Source organism: Streptomyces sp. NPDC050704 (assembly GCF_040654355.1).
In the GTDB taxonomy this organism is placed as follows: Bacteria; Actinomycetota; Actinomycetes; order Streptomycetales; family Streptomycetaceae; genus Streptomyces.
Genome location: NZ_JBFAHW010000071.1, coordinates 1 through 17,029, shown reverse-complemented (window position 1 = coordinate 17,029; position 17,029 = coordinate 1). Strand labels below are relative to the sequence as shown.

At 72.4% G+C, this 17,029-nt stretch carries 14 protein-coding genes; 7 read left to right on the top strand and 7 right to left on the bottom strand.

The features are described 5' to 3' along the window. Nucleotides 1–13: 13 nt before the first annotated feature. From AB0I18_RS33445 to AB0I18_RS33430, 4 genes are all read right to left on the bottom strand, one after another. Entirely contained in the window at nucleotides 14–2,446 is a 2,433-nt protein-coding gene (locus tag AB0I18_RS33445) for a right-handed parallel beta-helix repeat-containing protein (RefSeq protein ID WP_363109406.1), read from the bottom strand. A 178-nt stretch (nucleotides 2,447–2,624) separates the two neighbouring features. Further along, complete coding sequence (locus AB0I18_RS33440; protein WP_363109405.1) at nucleotides 2,625–3,230, bottom strand: hypothetical protein; 606 nt, start codon at nucleotides 3,228–3,230, stop codon at nucleotides 2,625–2,627. 164 nt (nucleotides 3,231–3,394) lie between these two features. After that, nucleotides 3,395–4,219, bottom strand: coding sequence for an MOSC N-terminal beta barrel domain-containing protein (locus AB0I18_RS33435; protein ID WP_363109404.1), 825 nt, complete (start codon nucleotides 4,217–4,219; stop codon nucleotides 3,395–3,397). Between the two features lie 45 nt (nucleotides 4,220–4,264). Continuing rightward, nucleotides 4,265–4,699 (bottom strand): DUF6643 family protein, encoded by a 435-nt coding sequence (locus tag AB0I18_RS33430; RefSeq protein WP_363109403.1) that lies wholly within the window; start codon nucleotides 4,697–4,699, stop codon nucleotides 4,265–4,267. A gap of 294 nt (nucleotides 4,700–4,993) precedes the next feature. Here AB0I18_RS33430 and AB0I18_RS33425 point away from each other — a divergent pair, with 294 nt between their 5' ends. Continuing rightward, the gene (locus tag AB0I18_RS33425) at nucleotides 4,994–6,280 is read left to right on the top strand and encodes a TerD family protein (protein ID WP_363109402.1); all 1,287 of its coding nucleotides are present in this window, start codon (nucleotides 4,994–4,996) and stop codon (nucleotides 6,278–6,280) included. A 16-nt stretch (nucleotides 6,281–6,296) separates the two neighbouring features. Here the strand turns inward: AB0I18_RS33425 and AB0I18_RS33420 are convergent, their stop codons facing one another. After that, a complete protein-coding gene (locus AB0I18_RS33420; protein WP_363109401.1) occupies nucleotides 6,297–7,472 on the bottom strand; it encodes a glycosyltransferase in 1,176 nt (391 codons plus the stop codon). Nucleotides 7,473–7,530: 58 nt separating this feature from the next. On the opposite strand from AB0I18_RS33420, the gene AB0I18_RS33415 reads away from it, so the two are divergent. After that, complete coding sequence (locus tag AB0I18_RS33415; protein ID WP_363109400.1) at nucleotides 7,531–8,316, top strand: aspartate/glutamate racemase family protein; 786 nt, start codon at nucleotides 7,531–7,533, stop codon at nucleotides 8,314–8,316. Between the two features lie 96 nt (nucleotides 8,317–8,412). Then, a complete protein-coding gene (locus AB0I18_RS33410; RefSeq protein WP_363109399.1) occupies nucleotides 8,413–8,970 on the top strand; it encodes a hypothetical protein in 558 nt (185 codons plus the stop codon). An 89-nt stretch (nucleotides 8,971–9,059) separates the two neighbouring features. On the opposite strand, the gene AB0I18_RS33405 is transcribed toward AB0I18_RS33410, so the two are convergent. Further along, nucleotides 9,060–10,145: an O-antigen ligase family protein gene (locus tag AB0I18_RS33405; RefSeq protein ID WP_363109441.1), complete on the bottom strand. Its 1,086-nt coding sequence runs from the start codon at nucleotides 10,143–10,145 to the stop codon at nucleotides 9,060–9,062. 229 nt (nucleotides 10,146–10,374) lie between these two features. Here AB0I18_RS33405 and lnt point away from each other — a divergent pair, with 229 nt between their 5' ends. The 4 genes from lnt (at nucleotide 10,375) to AB0I18_RS33385 (ending at nucleotide 15,375) form a co-directional block, all read left to right on the top strand. Next, nucleotides 10,375–11,988, top strand: coding sequence for an apolipoprotein N-acyltransferase (gene lnt, locus AB0I18_RS33400; protein WP_363109398.1), 1,614 nt, complete (start codon nucleotides 10,375–10,377; stop codon nucleotides 11,986–11,988). Between the two features lie 67 nt (nucleotides 11,989–12,055). Further along, complete coding sequence (locus tag AB0I18_RS33395) at nucleotides 12,056–12,529, top strand: NUDIX domain-containing protein (protein WP_363109397.1); 474 nt, start codon at nucleotides 12,056–12,058, stop codon at nucleotides 12,527–12,529. 61 nt (nucleotides 12,530–12,590) lie between these two features. Continuing rightward, nucleotides 12,591–13,391, top strand: a complete 801-nt coding sequence (locus AB0I18_RS33390; RefSeq protein ID WP_363109396.1) for a 3-hydroxybutyrate dehydrogenase — start codon at nucleotides 12,591–12,593, stop codon at nucleotides 13,389–13,391. 58 nt (nucleotides 13,392–13,449) lie between these two features. Beyond that, nucleotides 13,450–15,375, top strand: coding sequence for a helix-turn-helix domain-containing protein (locus AB0I18_RS33385; RefSeq protein ID WP_363109395.1), 1,926 nt, complete (start codon nucleotides 13,450–13,452; stop codon nucleotides 15,373–15,375). Between the two features lie 74 nt (nucleotides 15,376–15,449). Here the strand turns inward: AB0I18_RS33385 and AB0I18_RS33380 are convergent, their stop codons facing one another. Continuing rightward, the gene (locus AB0I18_RS33380; protein WP_363109394.1) at nucleotides 15,450–16,877 is read right to left on the bottom strand and encodes an MFS transporter; all 1,428 of its coding nucleotides are present in this window, start codon (nucleotides 16,875–16,877) and stop codon (nucleotides 15,450–15,452) included. Nucleotides 16,878–17,029 lie beyond the last annotated feature (152 nt).

The following is a 17,029-nucleotide window of genomic DNA, read 5'->3' as shown; positions in this document are numbered from 1 at the left end:
ATGGGCTGGGGCCTCACGGCAGCTCCGGCAGGTCCTCCGCGTACAGCAGGGTGAGGTCGTCGGTGCTCGGCTCGGCGAACTGGGCGACCCGCCCCGCGTGCCGCTCGACCATCGCCTCGAAGGTCTGCCGCGCGGTGCGGCCGTTGCCGAACGCGGGCCCCTTCGGGATCGCCGTGAAGTACTTGACCAGCGCCTCGGACGCGCCGGGCGCCAGCTGGTACTCGTGCTCCTCGGCCTGCTGCTCCACGATCCGCAGCAGTTCCTCGGCGTCGTAGTCGCTGAAGGTGATGGTCCGTGAGAAGCGGGACGCCACACCGGGGTTGACCGACAGGAACCGCTCCATCTCGGCCGTGTACCCCGCGACGATGACCACGACCGCCTCCCGGTGGTCCTCCATCAGCTTCACGAGCGTGTCGATGGCCTCGCGGCCGAAGTCGCGCCCCGAGTCCTCCGGCGAGAGCGCGTACGCCTCGTCGATGAACAGCACACCACCGCGCGCCTTGTCGAAGGCCTCCTGCGTACGGATGGCCGTGGAGCCGATGTGCTCGCCGACCAGGTCGACCCGGGACACCTCGACGAGATGCCCCTTCTCCAGGACACCGAGCGAGGCCAGGATCTCGCCGTACAGGCGGGCGACCGTCGTCTTGCCGGTGCCGGGGGAGCCCGTGAAGACCAGATGGCGCCGGGCGGAGGCCGCCTTGAGGCCCGCCAGCTGACGGCGGCGGCCCACCTCGATCATGTCGGTGAGGGCCCGCACCTCGCGCTTGACGCTGTCCAGGCCCACCAGCGCGTCGAGTTCGCCGAGCACCGCCTTCGACGTCCGCGCGGGCTGCTCGGGCTCCTGGGAGGCGGCGAGCTGCTCCTGCTCGGTGGCGCGCTGGCCCGGGATCGTACCCAGCAGGCCGGCGGACTGACTCGTGGTCTGTACGGCGGTCTCCGGGGCGGGCGGCGACACACTGGCGCTCTCGTCGCTCGTGCAGTCCTCGACCATGGGGCCGGTGCCGGACGCCTGGCCTCCGGCGTCCGCGAACTCGTACCCGCCGCGCGCGCACCGCTCGGTACGGCACTTCTTGAGCGTCGTACGGGAGCCGTCGATCACATGGAAGCCGTAGCCGCCGCTGTCCGTGACCCGGCAGCCGTGGAAGCTGCCGCGGCCGCCGGCGGACACGTAGAAGCCCGCCTCGGCGGGGGAGGTGACCGTGCACCGCTCGACCGTGGGGTCGGCGCCCTTGGTGACGATCACGCCCGTCTGCGTGCCGTCCACGGTGCAGCCCGACAGGGTTCCGCCGCTGCCGTGGTCGCGGAACCAGGCGCCCGTCGCGGCGTCCCGGATCCGGCAGTCGTCGAGCTGTGCGGTGGCGCCGTCGCTCACCGAGACGGCCGTGTTGCGCACCTGCGAGATGTCGCTGTCGACGACGTCCGCGCGCGAGCCGCGGTCGAGGACGAAGAGGGCGTCCGGCACGTCGTGCACCCGGCAGGAGTCGAGCACGACGGTCGCGCCGTCGCTGACCCATACCGCCGGGTAGTCGCCCGTACTGTCGTGGATCTCGCACTGGTTGGCGTCCACGCGGGTGCCGGGATCCCAGACCGACAGGCCGTTGCGCCCGAACTGCCGCACGGTGGAACGGGTCATGGTGAGGACCGAGCGGGAGCGCAGGTCGACCGCGTTCTCCGGGATGTCGTGGATGCGGCAGTCGGCGAGCGTCAGCACGGCGTCCGTGTCGAGGGTGATGCCGTCCGCGGTCGTGCGGTGCACATCGCAGTCGGTGAGATGCGCCGTGGCCCGGGCGGTGACCTGCACGCCGCTGCCCCGAACCTCGTACACCTCGCAGCCGACGGCTTCGAGGGCGGACTGCTCGCCGGTCACCGACAGGCCCGCGCCCGAGGTGTGGTGCACCCGGCAGCGCTCCAGGCGCGGATGGGCGCCCCCGCGCACGGCGATGCCCGACTGGCCGGCCGCGACGACCTCGCACTCCTCGAACACCCCGCCGCCGCCGTCCAGTACGGCGATGCCGATGCCGGCCGGATTGTCCACCGTGCAGCGCCGGACCGTCGGACGCGCGCCGCCGCGCACCTCTATCCCGGCCGCGGACCGGGTGACGATCCGGATGTCCGTGAGCTCCGGCGTGCCCCCCTCGACGAGCAGCGCGGGCGCGGCCGAGTCCTGGCCCTCCACGAGCAGGTCCTGGACGACGGCGGAGGCGCACACCGTCAGCGGCACTCCGTCGACGGGCGCGATGCGCACGGAACCGGGGGAGCCTTCGGGGCCGCGCAGCGTCACCGCCCGCTGAACCACGAGGTTCTCCCGGTAGGTCCCGGGCGCGACGGTGAGAACGTCACCGTCGGCCGCGGCCTCCAGGGCGGCGGCGAGCGAGGCGTACTCACCCGTGCGGCGCCGCCACCGCGACGTACCGGTGTGCGTCACCTGGACCGTGCCCTGTGCCATGGCGCTGTTGTGCCCCCACCTCGTCGTACGCGGGTCCTGAGAGGCCGCTTCCCGATACCGGTCCGGATCAACTCGGCCTGCGGGCAACGAGAACAGCCTCTCACGACGGTGCCGAACACTTCGGCCGGTCCACCGTAGCGTGCGCGGAGCTGCTCGGTTGACCGGAGCACAGAGGCCGTCAGCTGCCCGTGCCCGTCCTGCCCCAGTCCGGCCCGGCCTGCGCCCATGCCTGGTCCCAACGGTCGTACCTGCGCCGCACCATGCGCCAGACCAGCAGCCGCCGGGAACCCTCGACGAGGCCCGCCCAGACGGCGGCCGTGCCGAATCCGGCCAGGACGGCATGCGTCGTCGCGGTCGCGGTGTCCAGCGGCCGGCTGACTATCCGGCCGTGCTCGTCCGTCCAGAGCGTGAAGCGGTCGCCGCGCTGCGGGGAGGCGAGGGCGGCCATGGCCGTGCCGTGCTGCGGGGTGCCGTCAGGGCCCGTCCAGTCGGCGAGCACCCGGCTGTGGGAGTCACGCCCCGAGGCCGTCTCGGGGTCGGGGTCGAGCGGCGTGCGGTCGACCTTCCTGACGACGGTCGCGACCACCGGATGGCGGTCCAGGCGCTGCTCCCGCACGGACCGCTGCAGGGCGTCCTGGGCGACCCCTCCGACCAGCACACCGATCAGAGGCGCGGCGGTGAGGATCAGCAGCAGGGCCGCCAGTGCCAGCCACGCCTCGGCGAGATCCGTCGTACGCCGCAGCGGGTTGTGGCGCCAGCGCCAGAGTCCCCTGATTGCCCGCACTCTCCCGCACCCCCTTCCGCGTCCGTGATAACCCCGAACGGAGCCGTTCACGCGCGGGGCCGGGGAAGAGAGAGCGAAATCACCCCTCGTTCGGCCGGCCTCTTATGAACTTCCCGCACAGGCTCAACGGCCGTGCCGGGCGTCGGTGTTCCCCACGGGAGGGCCTATTCGAGGATCCTGAGCGGATCGCCCGGGCGGACCGTGCCCGGGGACTCCGGTACGAGGTTCTGGCCGAAGACCAGCTTGTCGCCGAAGCGGCGGTGGCGTGCGAGGGTCCGCAGCGGTTCTCTGCCCCGCTCGGCGGTTCGCTGGTCCGTGGTGGTCACGACGCACCGCCCGCACATCTTGGCGACCCGGAAGGTGACCTCACCGACGGCGATCCGGGACCAGTCGTCCTCGGCCCAGGCGTCGGTGCCTTCGACGACCACGTTCGGCCGGAAGCGGTTCATGGGGAGCGGGCCCTCGTCGGGCCGGTCGCCCTGCGCGATCAGCGCGTTGAGGGCGTCGAGCGAGGCGAGGGCGGTGAGCAGCAGGGGATAGCCGTCGGCGAAGCTGACGGTCTCGCCGGGCCGCGCGAACTCCGGGTCGATGGGCCGGCGCGTGGCCGGGTCGTCGAGGTGTACGAGACGCACCTCGGTGCCGAGGAAATCGCTGAACCAGGTGTGTGCCGCGGCGTCGGCGCAGACTCCCTCCACCTTGTCGCGCCAGATCTCCACCGTCGTCGTCCCGGTCGGCTCGGGCACGGGGACGGTCAGCGGTTCACGGCCGGGCGCGGACAGCCGAATTCCGCCGCCGGGCAGCGGCTCGGCGGCGGTCAACGCCATGCGCGGATGGACGCGTTGGGTGATGACCCTGCCCGCCTCGTCGATCAGCACCCAGCGCCGGTCGCCCGCCAGACCCCACGGCTCCACGACCGCCTCACGCGGGGCCCGGCCCCCGGCCGCCTTGAGCGGATAGATGTGGATCGAGTGCAGCACCGGCTTCGACATGAGGTCATCCTGCCAGCGGGCACCGACAACCTCCGCCGGACAACCTCAGTAGCCGCGGTACTGCTGGTTGTTGTACGGCTGCTCCTGGTAGGGAGCTGCCGGGGCGGGACGCGGCGCCGCGGGACGCATCGCCTCGTAGCCCGTGCCGCCCGTCATGGGGCGCTGCGGCTGGGGGGCCTGGGGGCCCGGGTAGCCGCGCGGCGCGCCGCCCTGTTGCGGGATGTACGGTGCGGCGGCCTGCTGGAGCGGGGCGGGCTGCTGGGCCTGCGGGTAGCCGTACTGCGGCGAGGGAGCGGCAGGCAGGGCGGGCAGCGCTGCCGGCAGCGCGGGCAGGTGACTGCCCGTGTCGTATGCCGCGGGGACCCGGATCGGGGCGATCTGCGGGGTTCCCCGCTCGGCCACGAGGGAGTCGTAGATCGGAGTGTCCGGGAAGGAGGCGGAATAGTAACCACCGCCATAGGTGGAGCGGGGGGAGGTCATGGCACATAAGTTAAGCCCACGATGTGCTGGTTGGGGAGACCGATAAGAGGGTTGTTTTCCGTGTCGGCAGTGACGTGGGATCCCCAATGCGAGCGAACTTGGTGAAAAAGGACGACGGGCGAGGTTGAGATCGTGTAAAAGCCGAGTTCCGGAGGGGTTACCGGCGAGTTGGCCAATGATCTGCCCTGCCGGGTCATGGGCGTTCGTCACTCGGGGGCATAGGTTGGCGAAGAACTACTGAACGTATCGAGGCGCGTTCTTGCGCGGAGACACCCGATGGGGGCGGACATGTCAATGCCTAAAGGATCGAACGTGCCGGTGCCGACGAGCGGACTCCGCGTCGAACTGGGGTGGCGGGCCGGCCCGGGCGTACCCGACGCGGACTCCTCCGCCCTGCTGCTGGCCTCCGGGAAGGTCCGCTCCGACGCGGACTTCGTGTTCTACAACCAGCCGGCGCACTCCTCCGGCGCGGTGCGGCACGAGGGCAAGCGGAACGCCGACGGGCAGGTGAACGACACGCTGTTCGTGGACCTCGCGCGCGTGGAGCCCGCGATCGAGACGATCGTGCTGGCCGCCTCCTCGGACGGCGGCGCCTTCGGCCAGGTGCCGGGACTGTACATTCGCGTCCTCGACGCACAGCAGGGCACCGAGATCGCGCGCTTCGACAGCGAGGGCGCGAGTGTCGAGACGGCCTTCGTGCTCGGGGAGTTCTACCGCCGCCAGGGTGCCTGGAAGTTCCGTGCCGTCGGACAGGGGTACAGCAGCGGCCTGGAAGGGCTGGCCACGGACTTCGGGATCTCGGTGGACGAACCGCAGCAGGCGGCGGCGCCGGCCCCCGTGACGCCCCCTGCCCCTCCCGCACCCGCGCCCGCGGCCCCGCCCGTCACGGCCGCGCGGCCGGTGACGCCGCCGCCCACACCGCCGGCACCGCCCGCGGCCCCCGTGCGCCTGACCAAGGTCACGCTGACCAAGGAAGCCCCGTCGGTCTCGCTGACCAAGCAGGGCGGCACCTCGGGGGCGATGCGGGTGAACCTCAACTGGCAGGTGCGCAAGCAGTTCTCGGGCTGGCAGGCCAAGCTGGGGCGGGCCGTGGCCATGCACGCGGACCTCGACCTCGACCTGTGCGCCCTGTACGAGCTCGCCGACGGACAGAAGGGCGTCGTCCAGGCGCTCGGCAACGCCTTCGGAGCGCTGCACCAGCCTCCGTACATCCATCTCGACGGGGACGACCGCACCGGCGCCTCGGCGAGTGGCGAGAACATGAGCATCAACCTCGACCACCAGCAGGCCTTCCGCCGCATCCTCATCTTCGTGACCATTTACGAAGGTGCGCGTTCCTTCGCCGACCTGGACGCCACAGTGACCCTCCAGCCGTCGCACGGCGCGGCCGTGGACTTCTCGCTCGGCGAGTGCACGGTGCCCTCGACGGTGTGCGCGCTCGCGCTCATCACCAACACCGGCAGCGACCTCGTCGTCCAGCGCGAGGCCCGTTTCCTCGTCCCCGATCGCGGCGTGAGCCCGCAGCGCACCGTCGACTACGCCTACGGGTGGGGCATGAACTGGACCCCCGGCAGGAAGTGACCGCTCACGGGCTCGCTCACGGCTGCTCGGACGCCGTGTCGGGACGGGTGTAGGTGCGGCCCTTCCAGGCCGCGCCGCGCCCCCTGTAGTGCTGCACCGCGGAATCCACCGTCATGAGGAGGTACAGAAACGCGGTGACCGGGAGCAGCGGGGCAAGCAGGAGGGGCTGTCGGTAGTAGCGGAGCATCGGCAGATACGTCGCCGTCATCAGCAGCCACGCCAGTCCCCCTGCCGCAGCCGTCCCGGCGCCGCCCGCCGCGAGGCCCACGAAGAGCGCCACGGGCGGCACCAGGTACACCACGGCGAGGCCGGCCACCGTGCCGGCCAGCAGGATCGGGTTGTGCCGCAGCTGGGCGTACGCGCTGCGCGAGACCATCCGCCACAGGTCGTGCAGCCGTGGATACGGGCGCACGCTGTCGACGTGCTCGGCCAGTCCCAGCCAGATGTGCCCTCCGGAGCCCTTGACCGCCCTCGCCAGCGCCACGTCGTCAATGACCGACTGCCGGATGGCGTCCGGAATCCGTGCCCGTTCGGCGGCGTCGGTACGCAGCAGGACGCAGCCGCCCGCCGCAGCCGCCGTCCGCGACCCCCGCACGGCGATCCGGCGGAACGGATACAACTGCGCGAAGAAGTACACGAACGCGGGCACCACGAGCCGCTCCCAGACGCTCTCCACACGCAGCCGGGCCATCTGCGAGACCAGGTCGAAGCCGCCGGTGCGCGCAGAGGCCACCAACTCCCTGAGGCTGTCCGGAGCGTGGGCGATGTCGGCGTCCGTCAGCAACAGATATTCGGGTGCACGCGCGCGTGCCAGGCCGATGCCGTGGCGCACGGCCCACAGCTTGCCCGTCCAGCCCGCGGGCGGCTCCCCGGGAGAGCCGACGGTGAGCGGCAGCCCGCCGTGGCGGCGCCCCAGCTCACGGGCCAGCTCCCCGGTGCCGTCCGAACTGCCGTCGTCGACGAGGAAGACCTCGGCCCGCCCCGGATAGTCCTGCGCGAGGAGCGAGGGCAGACTGTCGGGCAGGACGGCGGCCTCGTCCCGGGCCGGAACGACGACACACACGGACGGCCAGCTGTCCGGCTCCCGGCGCGGCGGCAACCGCAGATCCGTACGCCAGAAGAAGCCCTGGCCGAGCAGCAGCCACAACCAGGCGGCCAGCGATCCCACAGCGGTCCACGCAACGGCGCTCATCCGCCGCAGTCTGCCCCACCCCGGCGGCCCGTTGAGGCGGATCGTCTATGGTGACCGGGTGAAGATCGCGCTCATGGACTCCGGAATCGGACTGCTCGCGGCGGCCGCGGTCGTACGTCGTCTGCGGCCCGACGCGGACCTCGTGCTCTCCTCCGACCCCGGCAGCATGCCGTGGGGACCACGTACGCCGGAAGACGTGACCGCGCGTGCCCTCGCCGTCGCCGAGGCGGCCGCTGCGCACCGCCCCGACGCGTTGATCGTCGCCTGCAACACCGCCTCCGTGCGCGCCCTGCCCGCACTGCGCGCCCGTCTGGAACCGGGCGTGCCCGTCATCGGCACGGTCCCGGCGATCAAGCCGGCCGCGGCGGGCGGCGGACCCGTCGCGATCTGGGCCACGCCCGCCACCACCGGCAGCCCCTACCAGCGCGGTCTCATCGGCGAGTTCGCCGACGGAGCGACCGTCACCGAAGTGGCCTGCCCCGGCCTCGCCGACGCCGTGGAACACGCGGACGAGGCGGCCATCGACGCCGCGATCGCCGCGGCCGCGGCGCGCACCCCCGACGACGTAAGGGCCGTCGTCCTGGGCTGCACCCATTACGAACTGGTCGCCGAGCGCATCCGCGCGGCCGTGCAGCGGCCCGGTCGCGCGCCGCTGGTGCTGCACGGTTCCGCCGGCGCGGTGGCAGCTCAGGCACTGCGCCGGATCGGCGAGCGCCCCGCTCCCGAAGGACCCGGCGGCGGCGCTCTCACGGTGCTGCTCGGCGGACGCGAGGGAACACTGCCCGCGGCCGCGCTGACGTACGAGGAGGGCCGGCTGCTGCAGGCGGTCAGCCCCGTACGCTGAACGTCCTGGCACGAACCGGACATCCGGCGTCCACCCGGAGCAGTAACACTCCGCGACCCGGTGCCCGCACTGCGGAACGTGAGTACGCTCGTAGGTATGAGGGACCACCCCCACGGCGAACAGGGCGCTGCCGACGCCCCGCACCCCGAGGTCTGGCACGGCCGCGCGTCCAACCGTGTGCAGTGGCTGCTCGCGACGGGCGGCGCCGCCTGCCTGGCACTGGGCATTGAACTGGCGGTCGACTCGGCCTGGACGTCGGGCATCGCCCCGCTCGCCATGGCCGTGGTCGGCTGCATCGCCGCGGGACTCCTGGTCCTCTTCGGCACGCTTGCTTTTGTGCACGTCGCCGTGAAGGTCGACAGGGAATGCCTCGAAGTGCGCTGCGGCCACATGGGCCTGCCGCGCCGCCGCATCCCCCTGTCGCACATCACCGGTGCCGATTTCGCGCCCCGGGTCACCCCGCGGCAGTGGGGCGGCTGGGGCTACCGCTGGCGGCCCGAGCAGGGCACCGCCGTGGTCGTCCGGCGCGGCGAGGGCCTGGTGCTCCGCCTCGGGGACGGTCATACGTTCACGATCACGGTGGACAACGCGGAGGCGGCCGTACGGGTCATCCGCGGCCGGCTGCGGGCGGCCGCGCCGGGCCCGGCCCGCTGACCACTGGTTCCGGCCCGCCGGCCACGGGCGCCGAGGGACCGATTCGCAGGCGGTTCAGCCCGCCTCAGGACACCGATCGGCGCTGAATCTCACGGTGCCAGTCGGTCACTGCGGGTGTGCCCGCCCGGGTCCACCGCGCTCTCCGGCACCTCGTCCGCCTCGTCGAGCAGGGGGCGCGCCGTGGCGAGGCCCGCCAGCAGGCCCGCGCCCGCCGTCACCGTCGTGAAGCTCAGCGCGTTGCCGACCGCGGCGATGGCGGCCAGCGCCGTCAGGGCGGCGCCCGCGGTGAGGACGACCGGCGTGGGGCGCTGCGATCGCCACAGGGCGAACAGGACCCAGCAGAACACCGCGGCCAGCAGGGCCACGCCGACGACGCCCTGCTCGGCCGCCTGCTGGAACGGCGCCGAGTGGGGTTTGCCGTCGACGAGCAGCGACTGTGTGACGGTCGGGCTCAGCTCCGCGAACCGTCCGGGGCCGACGCCCAGCCCCGGCTCCTGGCGGACCATGTCGAGTGCGTCGTGCCACAGCAGAACCCGGTGCTGGGTGAGCTGGCCCTCCAGGGACGTGGTCAGGCCGTCCGGCAGCAGGTTCTCGGTGATCGCCCAGGTCGCTCCGGTCACCAGCGCCGCGGCGAGGGCGAGGCCGCCGAGTCCCAGGGCCCGGCGGCGCATACGGTCGGCGGCCAGCGAGCACAGCAGCACGCCCAGACAGGCCACGAAGCCCGCTGTCGAGCCCAGTACGGCCGCCGTCACCGCGATGCCGGCGACCAGCAGGCGCAGTACGAGCCGCAGGCCCGGCGGGCGGGCCGCCCAGGCCGCGCAGCACGCGGCTCCGGCGGAGAGGGTCAGGAGTGCGGCGGTGGCGCCGGTCTGCCCGAGCGGTGACGAGGTGACCTGGGGGCCCGGGGTGGTGTGCGGTGCGGCCACCGCCAGACCGAGCCCGGCGAGCGCGCCCGCACAGGGCGCGGCCACCGGCAGGAGCGCCCCGCAGATCCGCCCCGACGCGTAACCGGCGGTTACGGCGAGCACCGCGAGGAGCACGCCCTCGGGCCGGCCGCCGTTTGTCCCGGCCGTGATCAAGGACCAGACCGCGCAGGCCCCGAGCACGACGATGCCGGTCGCGTCCGACGCACTGCGTCTCTCGTACGCCGACACCGGACCGGCCGCCGACGCCATCCCCGTGGACCCCACCCCGTAGCCCCCCGACCTGTGACGGGCCCCGCCGCCTGGCCGGATACGACCCGCACGTCAGAGGCTTCGGCACACCGTAACGGGAGATGCGCCGGTTTGTGGCGGAGTTGCGCAGAAACGATGCACCAGAGGGGAGCGGAGGGCTGGAGGGGACCCGGCCCGGTGACGAGGGCCGCGCTGTCGGCGTCGAGGGCACGCGCCGTACACTCCCGGAGTGACCGTCACAGCAACCTCCGTGGACGAGCCGGATCAGCTCGAACCGCAGCCCAGGCCCGTATCGCGCGGGGTCCGGCTGGCGCGGCGGCTCCTTCCGGCCGCCACCGCGGCACTCTCCGGAGTGCTGCTGTACGTCAGCTTCCCGCCGCGCACCCTGTGGTGGCTGGCCCTGCCGGCCTTCGCGGCCTTCGGCTGGTGTCTGCGCGGCCGCACCTGGAAGGCGGGCCTGGGCCTCGGCTACCTCTTCGGCCTCGGCTTCCTGCTGCCCCTGCTCGTGTGGACCGGTGTGGAGGTCGGGCCCGGGCCCTGGCTGGGGCTCGTCGTCATCGAGGCGGTGTTCGTCGCGCTCGTCGGCGCCGGTGTGGCGGCGGTCTCGAAGCTGCCCGGGTGGCCGCTGTGGGCGGCTGCCCTCTGGATCGCCGGTGAGGCGGCACGCGCGCGTGTGCCGTTCCGCGGCTTCCCCTGGGGCAAGATCGCCTTCGGCCAGGCCGACGGGGTCTTCCTGCCGCTCGCGGCGCTGGGCGGCACTCCGGTACTCGGCTTCGCCGTCGTCCTGTGCGGCTTCGGGCTGTGCGAGATCGTCCGCCAGGCCGTCGAGGCGCGGCGCACCCGTGTCGTACGCCGCGGGGCGGCCGCGGTGGCACTGCTCAGCTTCGTCCTCCCGGTGGCGGGTGCCTTCGCCGCGCGACCCCTGGTCAGCGACAAGGCCGAGGACGGCACCGCGACGGTCGCCGTCATCCAGGGCAACGTGCCGCGCGCGGGCCTCGACTTCAACGCCCAGCGGCGCGCCGTCCTCGACTACCACGCGCGGGAGACCGAGCGCCTGGCCGCGAGGATCAAGGCCGGCGAGGTCGCCCAGCCCGACTTCGTGCTGTGGCCGGAGAACTCCTCGGACATCGACCCGTTCGCCAATGCGGACGCCCGCGCCGTCATCGACCGGGCGGCCAAGGCGATCGCCGCGCCCATCTCGGTCGGCGGCGTCGTCGAGAAGAACGGCAAGCTCTACAACGAGCAGATCCTGTGGGACCCGGAGAAGGGACCCGGCGAGACCTACGACAAGCGCCAGGTCCAGCCGTTCGGCGAGTACCTGCCGCTGCGGTCGCTCGTCGGCGCCATCAACGAGGACTGGACGTCCATGGTCCGCCAGGACTTCAGCCGCGGCAGCAAGCCGGGCGTGTTCACCATGGCGGGCACCAAGGTCGGCCTCGCGACCTGTTACGAGGCCGCCTTCGACTGGGCCGTGCGCGACACCGTCACCAACGGCGCCCAGCTGATCTCCGTGCCCAGCAACAACGCCACCTTCGACCGCAGCGAGATGACCTACCAGCAGCTCGCCATGTCCCGGGTCCGCGCCGTGGAACACAGCCGCACCGTCACCGTTCCGGTGACCAGCGGGGTGAGCGCCGTGATCATGCCGGACGGGGAGATCACTCAGCGGACCGGCATGTTCGTGGCGGACTCCCTGGTCCAGAAGGTGCCGCTGCGTTCCTCCGAGACCCCTGCCACGCGGCTCGGGATCCTGCCGGAGATGGTCCTGGTGCTGATCGCGGCGGGCGGGCTGGGCTGGGCCGTGACCTCGGCGGTGCGCGGGCGACGCGCCGGTGATCTGTAGCCGTACGCCTGTTGTGCGCTTTGGGAACGCGTCAGGGGTGACGGAACCGGGCCGTTAGGGTCGAACCATGGCTACTCCAGACTTCATCCGCGAGATCCGGGCCACCGCCGGGCAGCAGCTGCTCTGGCTCCCGGGCGTCACCGCCATCGTCTTCGACGACGAGCAGAGAGTGCTGCTGGGGCGCCGCTCCGACAACTACAAGTGGTCGGTGATCGGCGGCATCCCGGACCCGGGCGAGCAGCCGGCGGTCTGTGCCGTGCGCGAGGTCTTCGAGGAGACGGCGGTGCGCTGCGTCGTCGAGCGGGTCGTGCTGGTCCAGGCCCTGAACCCGGTCACCTACGACAACGGTGACACCTGCCAGTACATGGACATCACGTTCCGCTGCCGGGCCGTCGGCGGCGAGGCGTGCGTCAACGACGACGAGTCGCTGGAGGTCGGCTGGTTCGGGCTGGACGCGCTGCCGGAGCTGAACGAGTTCGCGCTGACGCGGATCAAGCAGGCGCTGACCGACGGCCCCACGTGGTTCGAACCCATGACCTGACACCGAACTGTGGGTGCCGGCCACATCGGTGGAGGCGTGGCTGCTGTCTAGGGTCGGTGGCATGACCGCGCCCAGCGCCCCTCCGGGCTCCCACACCCCGTCCCTCGACCTCGGCGGCCGTACCGCCCTCGTCACCGGCGCGGCAGGCGGCATCGGCCGCGCGTGCGCCCTGCGGCTCGCCGCGGCCGGGGCCAAGGTGCGGGCGGTCGACAGAGAGGCCGCGGGCCTGGCGGCACTCACCGAACTGGCCCGGGGCCTCGCGGGCACCGTCGAGCCGCACGTCCTGGACCTCACCGACCTGGACGCCGCGGAGTCCGCCGCCGCGGGTACCGATGTCCTCGTCAACAACGCCGGGCTGCAACTGGTGCGCCCGATCGAGCAGTTCCCGCCCGACACCTTCCACACCGTGCTGACCGTGATGCTGGAGGCACCGTTCCGGCTCATCCGCGGAGCGCTGCCCCACATGTACGGGCAGGGGTGGGGCCGCATCGTCAACGTGTCGTCCGTCCACGGGCTGCGCGCCTCCGCATTCAAGTCGGCGTATGTGGCGGCGAAACACGGACTGGAGGGCCTCTCCAAAACCGCCGCCCTGGAAGGCGCACCCCACGGAGTCACCTCGAACTGTGTGAACCCCGCCTATGTGCGCACCCCACTGGTCGAGAAACAGCTCGCCGACCAGGCCGCGGCCCACGGGATCAGCGAGGAGCGGGTACTGACCGAGGTCCTGTTGCGGGACAGCGCCCTCAAACGCCTCATCGAGCCGGCGGAGGTCGCCGAGGCCGTGGCGTACCTGTGCGGCCCGTCGGCGTCCTTCGTCACCGGGACCTCACTGGTTCTGGACGGCGGCTGGACGGCGCACTGAGCGTGAGTTGTCCACAGGGCTGGTCAGGCTGTCGGTGCGGCGGGTAATCCTGGTGGACATGTCTCGCGATCAACTGCAGTCCGCCGGGCGCTCCGAGGCGAGCGCCGAGGCGCCGTTCCTGGAGCTGCTGGCCCGGGGCGCGTCCGCCGACGCGTACGAGCAGCCGGTGCTGCTGGCCCGTGCCGACGGGCTGCCGCCCGACCGGGTTTCCGCGCTGGAGCGTGCCAAGGCGCTGGCCCTGCGCGTGCGCTCCGAGATGGAGGGGCGCCGCAGACGCGAGGCCGAACTGTCCGCGCTCTTCGAGACGGCCCACGACCTGGCGGGACTGCGCGACCTCGACGCCGTACTGCGGGCGATCGTGCAGCGCGCCCGCTCGCTGCTGAGCACGGACGTCGCGTATCTGAGCCTGAACGACCCGGCCGAGGGCGACACGTACATGCGGGTCACCGAGGGCTCGGTGGCGGCGCGCTTCCAGCAGCTCCGGCTGGGTATGGGGGAGGGGCTCGGCGGGCTGGTCGCGCAGACCGCCCGTCCCTATGTCACCGACGACTACTTCCAGGACGACCGTTTCCAGCACACCAAGGCCATCGACGCGGGTGTACGGGACGAGGGCCTGGTGGCGATCCTCGGCGTGCCCCTGATGCTCGGGCCGCATGTCATCGGCGTGCTCTTCGCGGCCGATCGCCGTGCGCGGGTCTTCGAGCGGGAGCAGATCGCGCTGCTCGGCTCGTTCGCCGCCCTGGCGGCCGCCGCCATCGACACGGCCAACCTGCTCACCGAGACCCGGGGAGCGCTGGCGGACCTGGAGCGGGCCAACGAGATCATCCGGGACCGCAGCGGGGTCATCGAGCGGGCCTCCGACGTCCACGACCGGCTCGCCGAGCTCGTCCTGCGCGGCGGCGGGGTGCACGACGTGGCCGCAGCGGTCTCCCAGGTCCTCGACGGCACCGTGGACTTCGCCGAGGCGAGTGCCGCACCCGGTGAGGCCCTGGAGGTGTCACGCGCGGAAGGACACGCCGTGCGGCACGGGAGCGACTGGGTCGCCGCCGTCGCCGCGGGCAGTGAGCTGCTGGGCGGGCTGGTGCTGCGCGGCCATCCGGGGCTCGACCCCGTCGACCAGCGCACCCTGGAGCGGGCCGCGATGGTCACCTCGCTCCTCCTGCTGGCCCGCCGCTCGGCCGCCGAGGCCGAACAGCGGGTCCGCGGCGAGCTGTTGGACGACCTGCTCGACGCGCGCGACCGCGATTCCCGGCTGCTGCGGGAGCGCGCCGCGCGACTGGACGCGGACCTCGACGCCACCCATGTGGTGCTGGCCGCCCGTCTCGACGCCATGGCCGCCGACGCGGACCAGGAGGCCGCTGCCCGCCGCAGGTTGTGGTCCGCCGCGTCCCATCTCGCCGCCACCCGGCACGGATTGGCCGCCGCCCGCGACGGCGGCACCGTCCTGCTGCTGCCCCTGGACCCGGACGACACCGCGACGGAGCTGGCCCGGCGCACGGCCGGAGACCTGGGTACGGCAGTCCACGAGGCCGTCACCGTAGGGGCGTCCGCGCCCGTGAGGGACCTCGCCGCCGGCCCGGACACCGTGGCCGAGGCCTACGCGGAAGGGCAGCGATGCCTCGACGCGCTGCGCCTGCTCGGCCGGGCCGGGGACGGTGCGGCCGCCGAGGACTTCGGGTTCCTGGGGCTGCTCCTCGCCGGAAGCCGGGACATCTCCGGCTTCGTCGAGCGCACCATCGGCCAGGTCGTGACCTACGACGAGAGACGGGGCACCGATCTCCTGCGCACCCTCGACGCGTACTTCGCGTGCGGCATGAGCCCGGCGCGCACGAAGGACGAGCTGCACGTCCACGTCAACACGGTCGCACAGCGCCTGGAGCGGGTGGGCCGGCTCCTGGGCCCCGACTGGCAGAGTCCGGCCCGCGCACTGGAGATCCAACTCGCCCTGCGACTGCACCGGTTGGCGTCCGCCACGCAGCACTGACCGCCGCACGTACTGACCCCCGCACGCACGGGCGCACGGGGGTCGGTCCGCGGGAAGCTCTCCGGGCAACAGGCTCAGACGGTACGGGCGTCGGCGGCGCGGGCCGACGCCGTCGCGGGCTCCGCTTCCTCCTCGCCGTCGCCATCGTCGCCGTCGCCGTCGCCGTCGTCGCTCTCCCACTCCGTGAGGTCGCGGTGCCGGGTCTCCTTCGCCACTCCCACCGCGATCAAGGTCAGTACGACCGCCCCGATCACGTACAGGGCGATCGGAGTCGAACTGTCGTAGTCCGCCAGCAGAGCGGTCGCGATCAGCGGCGCGGGCGCGCCCGCCGCGACGGACGCGAACTGTGCGCCGATCGACGCGCCCGAGTAGCGCATACGGGTCGCGAACATCTCCGAGAAGAACGCGGCCTGCGGCGCGTACATGGCCCCGTGCAGGATCAGGCCCACGGTGACGGCGAGGATCAGGTTCCCGAAGGTCCCGGTGTCGATGAGGGCGAAGAACGGGAACATCCACAGACCGACACCGGCCGCGCCCAGCAGATACACCGGCCGGCGGCCCACCCGGTCCGACAGGGCGCCCCAGGCCGGGATGACGGCGAAGTGCACGGCCGAGGCGATGAGCACCGCGTTCAGCGCGGTCTGCTTGGAGAGGCCGGCCGACGTGGTGGCGTACACGAGGATGAAAGCGGTGATCACGTAGTAGCTGATGTTCTCCGCCATGCGTGCGCCCATCGCGATCAGGACGTCCCGCCAGTGGTACCGCAGCACGGACACCAGCGGGAGCTTTTCGGCGGCCCCGGCCTGGGTCGCCCTGCGCTCCTCGGCCTGTGCCAGAGCCGCCTTGAAGACAGGTGATTCATCGACAGACAGACGAATCCACAAACCGACGATCACCAGCACGCCCGACAGCAGGAACGGGATGCGCCAGCCCCAGGACATGAAGGCGGCGTCCGACAGGACGGCGGTCAGCAGCGAGAGCACACCGGTCGCCAGCAACTGCCCGGCGGGCGCGCCGGTCTGCGGCCACGACGCCCAGAAGCCGCGCCGCCGCGCGTCCCCGTGCTCCGACACCAGCAGCACGGCGCCGCCCCACTCGCCCCCCAGCGCGAAGCCCTGTACCAGGCGCAGCACGGTCAGCAGGACGGCAGCCGACGCGCCGACGGTCGCGTGCGTCGGCAGCAGCCCGATCGCGAACGTCGCCCCGCCCATCAGCAGCAGACTCAGCACCAGCAGCTTCTTGCGCCCGAGCCGGTCGCCGTAGTGCCCGAACACGAGCGCCCCGAGCGGCCGGGCGGCGAAGCCCACCGCGTACGTCAGGAAGGACAGCAGCGTGCCGACGAGCGGGTCGGAGTCGGGGAAGAACAGCTTGTTGAAGACGAGCGCGGCGGCGGATCCGTACAGGAAGAAGTCGTACCACTCGATGGTGGTGCCGATCAGGCTCGCGGCGACGATACGGCGGAGGTTCGAGGGTGGTGGGGGAGCGGTTGCTGCGGAGGCCATGTGCACCACTTCCAGGCATTGGCGGGGACGTGTACGTACCGGCACAAGGTAGAAAGCAGCAGGTCAACATGACATGTGGTGGGACACCATAGTTTGGGGGCAGGGTGTGCGTGTTGCCCCTACAAACCGCGTCGGCCGGGGCGAGCTTGCGC

What these genes read in the sequence shown, in the direction of transcription:
- AB0I18_RS33425 (WP_363109402.1), top strand. Translation starts at nt 4,994, where the DNA reads ATGCCTAAAGGATCGAACGTGCCGGTGCCGACGAGCGGACTCCGCGTC.
- AB0I18_RS33405 (WP_363109441.1), bottom strand. Translation starts at nt 10,145, where the DNA reads ATGGCGTCGGCGGCCGGTCCGGTGTCGGCGTACGAGAGACGCAGTGCG.
- AB0I18_RS33445 (WP_363109406.1), bottom strand. Translation starts at nt 2,446, where the DNA reads ATGGCACAGGGCACGGTCCAGGTGACGCACACCGGTACGTCGCGGTGG.
- AB0I18_RS33390 (WP_363109396.1), top strand. Translation starts at nt 12,591, where the DNA reads ATGACCGCGCCCAGCGCCCCTCCGGGCTCCCACACCCCGTCCCTCGAC.
- AB0I18_RS33420 (WP_363109401.1), bottom strand. Translation starts at nt 7,472, where the DNA reads ATGAGCGCCGTTGCGTGGACCGCTGTGGGATCGCTGGCCGCCTGGTTG.
- AB0I18_RS33435 (WP_363109404.1), bottom strand. Translation starts at nt 4,219, where the DNA reads ATGTCGAAGCCGGTGCTGCACTCGATCCACATCTATCCGCTCAAGGCG.
- AB0I18_RS33395 (WP_363109397.1), top strand. Translation starts at nt 12,056, where the DNA reads ATGGCTACTCCAGACTTCATCCGCGAGATCCGGGCCACCGCCGGGCAG.
- AB0I18_RS33380 (WP_363109394.1), bottom strand. Translation starts at nt 16,877, where the DNA reads ATGGCCTCCGCAGCAACCGCTCCCCCACCACCCTCGAACCTCCGCCGT.
- AB0I18_RS33385 (WP_363109395.1), top strand. Translation starts at nt 13,450, where the DNA reads ATGTCTCGCGATCAACTGCAGTCCGCCGGGCGCTCCGAGGCGAGCGCC.
- AB0I18_RS33410 (WP_363109399.1), top strand. Translation starts at nt 8,413, where the DNA reads ATGAGGGACCACCCCCACGGCGAACAGGGCGCTGCCGACGCCCCGCAC.
- AB0I18_RS33430 (WP_363109403.1), bottom strand. Translation starts at nt 4,699, where the DNA reads ATGACCTCCCCCCGCTCCACCTATGGCGGTGGTTACTATTCCGCCTCC.